Origin of the sequence: Halorubrum salipaludis (assembly GCF_002286985.1) — an archaeon.
GTDB classification, from domain to species: Archaea; Halobacteriota; Halobacteria; order Halobacteriales; family Haloferacaceae; genus Halorubrum; species Halorubrum salipaludis.
Genome location: NZ_NSKC01000005.1, coordinates 334,522 through 345,000, shown reverse-complemented (window position 1 = coordinate 345,000; position 10,479 = coordinate 334,522). Strand labels below are relative to the sequence as shown.

7 protein-coding genes and 1 rRNA gene (1 of these 8 only partly in view) are annotated in these 10,479 nt (G+C 65.7%); 3 read left to right on the top strand and 5 right to left on the bottom strand.

Annotated features, from left to right (window positions below):
- A 16S ribosomal RNA gene (locus CK500_RS11570) occupies positions 1-307 on the bottom strand; it reaches 1,163 nt to the left of the window's first position.
- A 736-nt stretch (positions 308-1,043) separates the two neighbouring features.
- On the opposite strand from CK500_RS11570, the gene CK500_RS11565 reads away from it, so the two are divergent.
- Positions 1,044-1,604: a TATA-box-binding protein gene (locus CK500_RS11565; RefSeq protein WP_004046033.1), complete on the top strand. Its 561-nt coding sequence runs from the start codon at positions 1,044-1,046 to the stop codon at positions 1,602-1,604.
- Between the two features lie 119 nt (positions 1,605-1,723).
- Here CK500_RS11565 and CK500_RS11560 read toward each other — a convergent pair whose 3' ends face one another.
- The 3 genes from CK500_RS11560 to CK500_RS11550 all read right to left on the bottom strand — a co-directional run bounded on the left by CK500_RS11560 (position 1,724) and on the right by CK500_RS11550 (position 7,427).
- Positions 1,724-2,926 (bottom strand): Cdc6/Cdc18 family protein, encoded by a 1,203-nt coding sequence (locus CK500_RS11560; protein WP_095637367.1) that lies wholly within the window; start codon positions 2,924-2,926, stop codon positions 1,724-1,726.
- 1,004 nt (positions 2,927-3,930) lie between these two features.
- Entirely contained in the window at positions 3,931-6,183 is a 2,253-nt protein-coding gene (locus CK500_RS11555) for an NADP-dependent malic enzyme (RefSeq protein WP_095637366.1), read from the bottom strand.
- Between the two features lie 83 nt (positions 6,184-6,266).
- Entirely contained in the window at positions 6,267-7,427 is a 1,161-nt protein-coding gene (locus tag CK500_RS11550; RefSeq protein WP_095637365.1) for a DUF7544 domain-containing protein, read from the bottom strand.
- A 155-nt stretch (positions 7,428-7,582) separates the two neighbouring features.
- Between CK500_RS11550 and CK500_RS11545 the strand changes: the two genes are divergently transcribed.
- On the top strand, positions 7,583-8,386 hold the full coding sequence (locus CK500_RS11545) for a DUF7117 family protein (RefSeq protein WP_095637364.1): 804 nt from the start codon (positions 7,583-7,585) through the stop codon (positions 8,384-8,386).
- A gap of 115 nt (positions 8,387-8,501) precedes the next feature.
- A complete protein-coding gene (locus CK500_RS11540) occupies positions 8,502-8,729 on the top strand; it encodes a DUF7385 family protein (protein ID WP_095637363.1) in 228 nt (75 codons plus the stop codon).
- A 40-nt stretch (positions 8,730-8,769) separates the two neighbouring features.
- Here CK500_RS11540 and CK500_RS11535 read toward each other — a convergent pair whose 3' ends face one another.
- Complete coding sequence (locus CK500_RS11535) at positions 8,770-10,458, bottom strand: MATE family efflux transporter (RefSeq protein ID WP_095637362.1); 1,689 nt, start codon at positions 10,456-10,458, stop codon at positions 8,770-8,772.
- Positions 10,459-10,479: the final 21 nt, after the last annotated feature.

Here is a 10,479-nt window from a genome sequence, read left to right as displayed (position 1 = left end):
GTCTCACATTCCGTCTCCGGGTTCTCACTCTCATGACCCGTACCGATTATTCGCACGGTGGGCCGTTACCCCACCCTCTACCTAATCGGCCGCAGCCACATCCTTCGGCGCCGGAGCGTTTGACACAATCCTCATTCCAGCTGGATTGTGGTATGCTCTATTAGCCTCAGTTTCCCGAGGGTATGGAGCTCCGAAGGGTAGTTTGGCCACGTGTTACTGAGCTATTCGCCACGAGTCTGAACTCGTGCGACTAGCATCCCTAAATCGGATCCCAATAGCAATGGCCTCCGGCAGGATCAACCGGAATGTATAACCTCCAGAGCCTGATTCCCGGCTCGGAGGGGTGTTGGCGGGTTTTGACTTGCGATAAGTCAAAACACCATTGCATGGTCTATGTGGTGTCCGGTTCACCCGGCGACCCGGATGACACCGAACTACCACGGCTCACATCAGATTTCCTCTTACGCCGGAGCGCAGGGGGCGAAATCCTCATTCGGATGAGTCGGACAAACCGACTCTGCGAAACCGGGACGGATTGAACGTCCCGAGTCCGCGGTGCGTTCTTCGCGTTTCAACCGAACGGGCTTATACACTTAAGCACGTCGGAACGCTTCGACCGGCCGCGGTGCGGCCGACCGTTGTCCCCCGCGCCGGGGGACCTTCGCATTCAACACGAATGCCGGGTTATACTTAACCCCGTCGAACCATCGCCGCCACGTCATGCGTTTTCATTGAGAGTGGTTCGCACGAGGAGAGCGAGATACTGGCGTGAGGATCGAGTGGGAAGCCGATCCGGACGGGACGACGAACCGGTCGGAGACACCGACAACTATCAGTACTCTATCATAGTGTTCGCCGTCTCCCATCGCGCGTGTGAAGCGTGAATGATCGAGGTCGAGTCAGCGATCGCGACCGCAAAGCGATACGGCTCGTTCGTCAGCGAAGGCTCGCGGGGACGCCCACGGGGCGCAACCGTCGACGACCGAGCGGTTGTTTATACCACGGGCGTTTATAAGGGAGGGGGACGCATATAAAAGCGAACGATGACGAACCCTGCAGATTCGATCGAGATCCAGAACGTAGTTGCATCGACGGGGATCGGCCAAGAGCTCGATTTAGAGGCGCTCGCCGAGGACCTTCCGGGAGCCGATTTTAATCCCGACAACTTCCCGGGACTCGTTTACCGGACCCAGGAGCCGAAGGCGGCCGCGCTCATCTTCCGGTCGGGGAAGATCGTTTGTACGGGTGCGAAAAGCATCGACGACGTTCACGAGGCGCTCGGGATCATCTTCGAGAAGCTTCGCGGGCTACAGATTCCGGTCGAGGACGACCCGGAGATCACCGTTCAGAACATCGTGTCGAGCGCCGACCTCGGCCACAACCTCAACCTCAACGCGCTCGCGATCGGCCTCGGGCTCGAGGACGTCGAGTACGAGCCGGAACAGTTCCCCGGTCTCGTTTACCGGATGGACGAGCCGGAGGTCGTGATTCTCCTGTTCGGGAGCGGGAAGATTGTCATCACCGGCGGGAAGCGGACCGACGACGCGGAAGAGGCCGTAGAAGAGATCGTCGAGCGGATCGAGGGGCTCGGCCTGCTGGGATAGCGGGACGCGCTCGGATCGCGATCGGATCGCAGTCGACGAGAGACGACGGGACAGGCGGTCGAATCGACCGGACCGGGGCTGGTTGGTCCGGTGTACGCGGGCGTTGTTTTTCAGGCAGACTACTGTGAGGAGTCCTCCGTCAACACTTCTTTGACGACGCTCGGGTCCTCCAACAGCTGGTGTTTCGTGTAGCTCCCCTCCGCGCTTCCCCCGCTGTGTTTGGACTGCTCGATGATGTCGAGGAAGGCGTGTTCCTTGAGGAGGTCACGGACCCGGCGAAGCGAGAGGCTGTCCGATCCCTCCTGGCGGCAGATGTTCTCGTAGATCTCGTACACGCGGCTGGTTCGGAACCCGTCTTGACGGCCGCTCGAAAGCGACAGCAGCGCGAGCGCCTGGAGGACGTATCGGGAGTGCGGCGTCGACCCGCGGATGAGTTCACGGAAGCGATCGGTCTCGGCGCGCTCGCGTGCCTGCGTGACGAACTCCTCTCTGACGGTCGGCTCGCCGTTGCTCTGTGCGATCTCGCCCGCGTATCGAAGGATGTCGATGGCCTTGCGCGCGTCCCCGTGTTCGCGCGCGGCGAGCGCGGCGGCGCGGGGGATCGTCGACGGTTCGAGGACGTCGTCGTGAAACGCGTCCGCGCGCGCCTGCATGATCTCTCTGAGCTGGTTGGCGTCGTACGGAGGGAACACGAACTCCCGTTCACAGAGGCTCGATTTGACCCGTTCGTCCATGCGGTCCTTGTACTGGATCTTGTTGCTGATCCCGACCACGCCGAGCTTGCAGTCGGTGATCTTGCCGGCCTCGCCGGCGCGCGACAGCTGCATCAGGATGGCGTCGTCGTCAAGTTTGTCGATCTCATCGAGAATGATGAGGACGACGTCGTAGCGCTGGTCGAGGATCCGCCAGAGTCGCTTGTAGTACGTCGACGTCGAGAGCCCTTTGTCCGGGACGTTGATTCCGGTCACGTCCGGGTCGTTCACGGCGTCGGCGATGGTCTGAACGGCCTGCGTCTCGGTCGTGTCCTGGGCGCAGTCGACGTACGCGAACGTCGCGTTGACGCCCTCTTCCCCGGCCGTCGAGACGAGGCGTTTGGAGACGTACTTCGCGCAGAGCGACTTCCCGGTTCCCGTCTTCCCGTAGATCAGAACATTGCTCGGACTCTGTCCGAAAATCGCGGGGTTGACCGCCGTCGCGAGATCGGCGATCTCGTCGTCGCGGCCGACGATCCGACCCTCACCGGGGAGATGGCTGATCTCGAGGAGTTCCTTGTTCGCGAAGATCGGGTCCTCCCTCGTGAAGAGATCGTCCGCTGCGTCCATGGGATCGACACCGGGTTTCCGGTGAAATGCGTTCCGCTTCGCTCGCGGCGGAAGGGGAGTTGAGACACACACCGTGTTTCCGGTGAAACGGGGTCGGTTGGGGGTGGGGACGGTGGGGCCGTAGGGGGAGTGGTGATGGAATATAAAGAGGTGTCAAATCCCAGTCGCCTGATTCACCGGAAACCCGGTGTCATCACTTCGATCTAACTCACCCTGACTCACCCATACCCGCCAGCGAGACAGCAGTGCAAAGATAGCAGTATAAATAGTCCAAACGACGTAAATAGCCTAAAGAGAGATCCCTGTAGATGCCGAGACGAGAAGCCCGGTCGGATAGATAACCGGAACCGGATTTCTAACGGAACAGAGACGCCAGCCAGAGTTCGTATACCGCTCGGCCAAAGCCCAGGTACGGTCCGATCGCCCTACGAGCCGGTCTGCGTACGGATCGGTCCTTGTGCAAGTCGGTCTACGCACGCGTCGATCCACATGCAACTCGGACCACGGATGAGCAGATCCGTCTCCGGATCGACGAACAAAACAAGCGACCGGAAACGAACAGGCAGACCGCGTTTCCGGTGAAATACTTCTGACGGACCCCGCGTTTCCGATGAAACTCAAAGCCTTCGGCGTTCAACAGTACCTACTTTTTGGCTTGGCGAACTGTACTCAAAACTTGTTTATAATTCTTCCCGTCTCAGATGCCACTTCGAAGCGGCTCGATCAAGATTCGAAACCGCACGCTGATGCCCGAACCGACCACGACGGCCCTCCCACCCCCAGCCGACCCCGTTTCACCGGAAACACGGTGTGTCTCTCAAACGATCGACGAGCGAATCGTCGTCGAGGGGTAGTAACAGCGACGGCGTCAGCACGCGAGTTGTCACTAGCGCCGTCAGAACCACCAGCGCCGTCAGAATCACCAGTACCGTCAGAAGAGAAAACGCGAGTTTCCGGGGAAACTTCCGAATCCTCGCGAGTCTCTGTCTCCGGAGTTCGTTACCTCACTCCTGTGCGTCGACGACGGCCACGCTGGCCAGGTTGACGATGTCTTTGACTTCGTCGCCGCGCTGGAGCACGTGAACGGGCTGGTCCATCCCGACCAGCATCGGACCGATCGCCTCCGCGCCGCCGAGCCGCTGGAGCAGTTTGTAGCCGATGTTCCCGGCCTCGAGGTTCGGGAACACGAGCACGTTCGCGGCCTCGTCGAGCTCTGAGAACTCGTAGGTGTCGTTGAGAATGTCATCGACGACCGCGGTGTCGGCCTGCATCTCGCCGTCAACCGGGAAGTCGACGCCGTCGTCCTCGTGGAGAATCTCGACCGCTTCCCGTGGCTTCTGAGTCCCCTCGTTGTCGACGCTCCCGAAGTTGGAGTACGAGAGCATCGCCGCGCGGGGCTCGACGTTGAACCGCCGGGCGAGGTCGGCGGTGTGGCGGGTGATCTCCGCGAGCGTCTCCGCGTCGGGGTCCTGGTTCACCGTGGTGTCGGCACAGAAGATGACCCGATTTTTGAACGTGAGCATGTACACGCCGGCGACGGTGTCGGTGTTGTCCGCGGATCCCACGACCTGCAGCGGCGGTCGGAGCGCCGAGGGGTAGTGGTGCGTCAGCCCGGTGAGCATCGCGTCGACGTCTCCCGACTTCACCATGACGCTCCCGAGGTAGTTCGTGTCTCGCCGGACCAGCTCGTTCGCCTCGCGGCTCGTGATACCCTTCCGCTTTCGGAGCTGGTAGAGCTGGTCTCCGTACGCGGACACGTCGCGATCGTCGGGATCGACGATCTCCGGCTGGAACGAGAGTCCGAGTTGGTCGGCGGTCCTGGCGATCTCGTCGGCGTCACCGAGCAGCACCGGGTCCGCGATTCCCTGCTCTGAGAGCTGGTAGGCCGCGCGGATCATCTTCTCGTCGGTCCCTTCCGCGAGCGCGATGCGCTTCGGGTCGCTCTTCGCTTTGTTCAACACGACGCGCATCATCTCGCGGGACTTTCCGAGGCGCGCCTCCAGCCGTTCCCGGTACTGCTCCAAGTCGATCTCGGTGCGGGCGGACCCGGACTCCATCGCCGCCTTCGCGACGCTCGGGGCGACCTCGAAGAGCACGCGCGGGTCGAGGGGCTTCGGGATCACGTAGTCCGGGCCGAACTGAAGCGGGTCGTCGCCGTACGCCTTCACGACCGCGTCCGGCACGTCCTTGCGAGCCAACTCCGCGAGCGCCTCGGCGGCCGCCCGCTTCATCTCCTCGTTGATCTCCGTCGCGCGCACGTCGAGCGCGCCGCGGAACAGGAACGGGAACCCGAGCACGTTGTTCACCATGTTCGGGTAGTCGGACCGGCCCGTCGCCATGATCACCGTGTCGTCGCGCGCGTCCTTCGCGTCCTCGTAGGTGATCTCCGGATCGGGGTTCGCCATCGCGAAGATGATCGGGTCCGACGCCATCGACCGGACCATCTCCTGCGAGACGATCCCGCCGACGGAGAGCCCGACGAACACGTCGGCGTCCTCCATCGCGTCGGCGAGGTCGCCGCCCTCGCCCTCGCTGGCGAACTGGCTCTTGTACTCGTTGACGTCGCCGTTCGCGACGCGCTCCTCGGTGATGATGCCGGAGGAGTCGCACATCGTGATGTTCTCCTTCTTCGCGCCGAGGGAGACGTAGAAGCGGGCCGTCGCGATCGCGGACGCGCCCGCGCCCGAGAAGACGATGTCGATCTCGGAGAGGTCCTTCCCGGAGATCTCGGTCGCGTTCATCAGCGCCGCGCCGGAGATGATCGCGGTCCCGTGCTGGTCGTCGTGGAACACGGGCACGTCCATCTCCTCGCGGAGCCGCTCCTCGATCTTGAAGCACTCGGGGGCCTTGATGTCCTCGAGATTCACGCCGCCGAAAGTGGGCTCCATGGCCTTTACGGCCTCGCAGAACGGGTCGACCGCGTCGATGTCGAGCTCGATGTCGAACACGTCGATGTCGGCGAAGCGCTTGAACAGCACGCCCTTCCCCTCCATGACGGGTTTCGAGGCCGAGGCGCCGATATCGCCGAGGCCGAGCACGGCGGACCCGTTCGAGACGACCGCGACGAGGTTCCCCTTCGCCGTGTACTCGAACACCGACTCGGGGTCCGCGGCGATGTCGCGACACGGCGCCGCGACCCCCGGCGAGTACGCGAGCGAGAGGTCTCGCTGCGTGTTCGTCGGCTTGGTGGTCTCGATCGCGATCTTCCCCGGCGGCTCCTCTCGGTGATACTCCCTCGCGTCGTCGTCCAGTCCCATGTCTCCTCCAATTCGGTAACGGAGTAAAAAGGTACGTGAACCCGTCGAATACTGATTCGACATTCGACGATCCCAGATGCGACTCAGTCCCGGTCGGGCCCAGTCGAATCGCGGTCAGCCCCAGTCGAATCGCGGTCAGCCCCAGTCGAATCGCGGTCAGCCCCAGTCGAATCCGGATCGAGGTCCGGGTGAAGCAGCGTTAGTCCCGGATCGATCCCGCCGAGCGTGGCGACCTCGTACGCGATCAGATACGATCGCGTGACGACGCTGACTGGAAGCGTCACCGCCACCAGCGTCGCGACAGCGACGGTCACGACGACCGCGACGGCCGCGATTCCGGCGGTCGTGCTCGCCAGCGCGCCGAGCCCCCCGAGGGGGACGGCCGCGAGCAGGAGCGCGCTCCCGGCGACGGCGACGACCGCCGAACCAGCGATCACGAACGCGGTCCCGCTGACGACCGCGATCCCGACGCCCACGAAGAAGTGCACCGCGAGGTAGGCGCCGAGCTCCGCCCACTCTCCGGCGATCGCTTGCCGGACCCGGCGCCACCCGGCGATCACACCGCGATCCTCGAGAACCATCGCGGGGACGACGAACTCGAAGGTGAGTCGGAGCGCGAGCGTCGCGAGCAGGACGAGCGCGCTCCCGACGAGCCCCGCAGCGATCGCGAGGCCGATCGGCAGCGATCCCGCCGTCGCCGCGAACGAGTCGATCGGCCCCCATCCGGTTGGTGTCTCGGCCGCGACGGCCGCGAGCACCGCCAGCGCGATGGGGACGGTAGCGACCGCCGAGAGGGCCACCGAGGCGGCGAACAGCCCGACGGCCTGTCGGAGACGACCGAGAAACGGCCGCCACAGTCGGACCTCGTTCGTCCGGAGCGCGTCGTAGAAGACCAGCCGAAGCGATAGCGAGGCCACCGAGAGCCCGATCACGACGACGACCGCGGCGACGGCCGCGGCGACGATCAGCCAGTCGCCGGACGCACCGGCGAAGAGGTCTGAGAGGGCGTTCCCGAGTGTCGCCGCGTCTGTCCTCGTGCCGGTCCCCAACTCCCCGGCGACTCCCGAAACCCCGCCGATTCGGGCGTCTGGAGACGTGGGAACCGACACGCCGGCGTTCGCGCCGCCGCCCATCAGGAGGACGAGGAGCGCGAGCTTCGCCCAGCGAACAGCGTTGAACGGGAACAGGAATCGACGAGTGGCCTCGACGGCGTCGTCCACCGCGTCGACGGCGTGCCAACCCATGGCCGCCGATTCGTCGGGCGCCTATATATACTCGGGGCCGACGAACGCTCTGGTCCGTCCCGACCGGTGCTACGTCGGACGCCTCGCCGTTCCAATCGATATCACCCCGGACGCGACCCACAGCCCTTTACGCCGAACGCGACGAAGTGGCTCGCATGAAGGTCCGCGGCGAACGGGAGTGCCAATCGTGCGGCGCGCGCTGGTCGTACTACGAGACGGGCTCCGTCGAGTGCCCAGACTGCGGCGCTCTCAGGAGCGTCGGCGTCGACGACAGGACGGCTCACACCGATGCGCCGGCGACCCTCGACCTCACTCCCCACCGCGTCCGGTTCGGAGAGGCCCGCGGGACGCTCCCCGAGGAAGGCGTCGACGACCTCAAGGCCGACCTCCGCGAGTACGCCCGCAAGCGGGGGTTCATCCGCGGCGGCGACCTGCTCCCGCTCGACGACACGTACCTCGCCGCACGCGAACTGCTGGAGGCGGTGGACCTGTACGACCGGCTGCGCGACCCGACCGACCGCGACCGGGAGTACCTCCTCGCGCTGCTCGCCGGCGCCGACGACGGCGACAGGCCCCCGACCGAGGCGGTCCCCGAGTCCCTCCGCGAGGCGCGCGGGATGGCCGCGGTCCGCGCGGTCGACGAGTACCGGAGCGACCTCCTCGCGTTCCTCGACGAGCTCTCCGCGACCGAAGACGGCGAAGCGGCCGACGCCGACGCGTCCGCTCCCACGGTTTCCGTCGACGGCGACGACCCGCGCTCTCGGATCGACCCCACCAGAGAGCTCCTCGAACGCCTCCGCGACCGTACGAAGCGCGCGGAGGCGCTCACGGGAGACGTACCGCCCGGCGACGCGGACGCCCTCGTCGACGCCGCGGACGCGCTGGGCGACTACGTCAGGACCGGTGACGAGGCCGCGCTCGATCGGGCCCGTGATCGGCTCTCGGACGCCGAGACGTGATCGGCGCCCTCTCTCCACGCCGAGACGTGATCGGCGCCCCTTCTCCACGCTGAACCGGAATCACCGCTGATACTCGCGGGGTCACGTTCAACTTCCGTCCCGCAGATCTCGACGCATGCCGCGTTTCGACGTGCACGACCACCGCCACGCGCTGAAACAGCTGAAAGACACGGGAGCGACGAGCCTCTGGGAGAACCGGAAAGACGTGGCCTGCCCGGTCTGTGACGCCCCGTTCGACCGACTCTTCACCACTCGACAGACCGGGACGACCTTCCCGGAGAACGACGGCGCGCGCTTCTGTCTCCTCCGCGACGAGGACGCGATCCACCTGTTCCGGCACTGATCCCCCGTCGCGTTCTCTCCCTCCCGCTCCGCACCTACCCTCAGTCGTCGCCCGCGGGATCCACGCCCGGCGCCGGGTCGTCGATGTACCGCTCCGTCCACGTCCCGCGCGCGAACCACGCGACGCCGATTATCGCCCCGAGCACGTTTCCGAGCGCCATCCCGACCCAGATCCCCGTCTCGCCCCAGCCGGCGACGAAGACGAGGTACCCCACGCTGGCGACCCGTCCGACCCAGAGGGTGAGGATCGAGATCACCATCGCGGTCTTCGTGTTGCCGGCCCCGCGGAACGCGCCGAGGATGACCTGCGAGACGCCGATGAAGGCGAACTCGACGGACCGGATCTGCACGTACTCGACCGCGTACGCGACGGTCGCGGGCGCGTCGGGCACGTCGCCGAGGAAGGCGCCGACGATCGGCTCCGTGAACGCCACCGCGACGACCGCGACGAGGAACATCACCCCGGCGCCGGTCGACGCCGCGAGCTTCACCGAGCGCGCCGCGCGGTCCGCCCGGTTCGCCCCGAGGTTCTGGCCGACCATCGTGTCGATCGCACGCCCGAGCCCCATGGCGGGGAGGAACACGAGCGAGATGAGCCGGTTCCCCAGCCCGTAGGCCGCCACCACCGGCGGCGAGAACGTGACCACCATCGCCGTGAGCGTGATCATCGCGAGCGCGCTGGTCGTCTGCTCGACGCTGGAGGGGAGCCCGAGCCGGAAGATGTCCTCGATGAACCCGAGGTCCGGCCGAAGGTGACCCACCGAGACCGCCGGCCCCAGCGCGGTGGCGAACAGCAGCCAGAGGCCGATCGCGGTGGCGACCCCCCGGGAGAAGATCGTCGCCATCGCGGCCCCCTCGATCCCGTAGCCGGTGAACCCGGTGGCCGCGAACAGCGCCTCCTGAAGGCCCACGGGATCGAGCGCCGCGACGAGCGGCACCGCCGCCAGCCACTCGAACAGCGGGTTCGCCGAGAACCCGAAGATGAGGAACGGGTCGAGGAGGACGTTCAGGGCGACCGAGACGAGCATCACCGCCATCGGGGTCCGCGTGTCGCCGTACCCGCGCATCAGCGCCGAGAAGACGAAGAACCCGAACATCAGCGGGATGCCGGCGAAGATGACCTCCATGTAGTCGGCCGCCAGCGGGATCACGGTCGCCGCCGTGTCGGGGTCGCTCGGCAGGATCTCGAGCGCCGGTCGCGTGTAGAAGTAGCCGCCGATCCCGATGAGCACCGACAGCACGGAGACGCTGAAGATGGTCTGACCGGCGACCAGCCCCGCGGACCGGTCCCCGTCGGCGCCGGTGTACTGCGCGACGAGGATCGCCCCCGCGGTCGTGAAGCCGCCCGCGACCGCGATGAGCAGGAAGATCAGCGGGAACGCGAGGCTGATCGCGCCGACCGCCTCGGCCGACAGCCGCCCGAGGTACAGCGTGTCGACGACGTTGTACGTCACCTGCAGCAGCTGGATGACGACGATCGGCCACGCGAGCTGGAACAGCGGCCGGATCAGGCTCCCCTCGGTGATCGACTCCTCGGACACGCGATCGTCGGAGGGGTCGCCGTCGGCAGCGTCGTCGCCCGTCGTTCCTTCAGACGCGCCGGTGGCCGCGTCGCTACCGTCCGTCTCGTCGGTCGAACCACCGTCGTCGCCGGTGTCGTCGGGACCGGGTCCGGAACCGCCGAACTCCGGAGGCGACTCCGGCGGGTCTTCGGAGGGCTCGTCGCTCACTGACTTATAAGCGGACGCCTC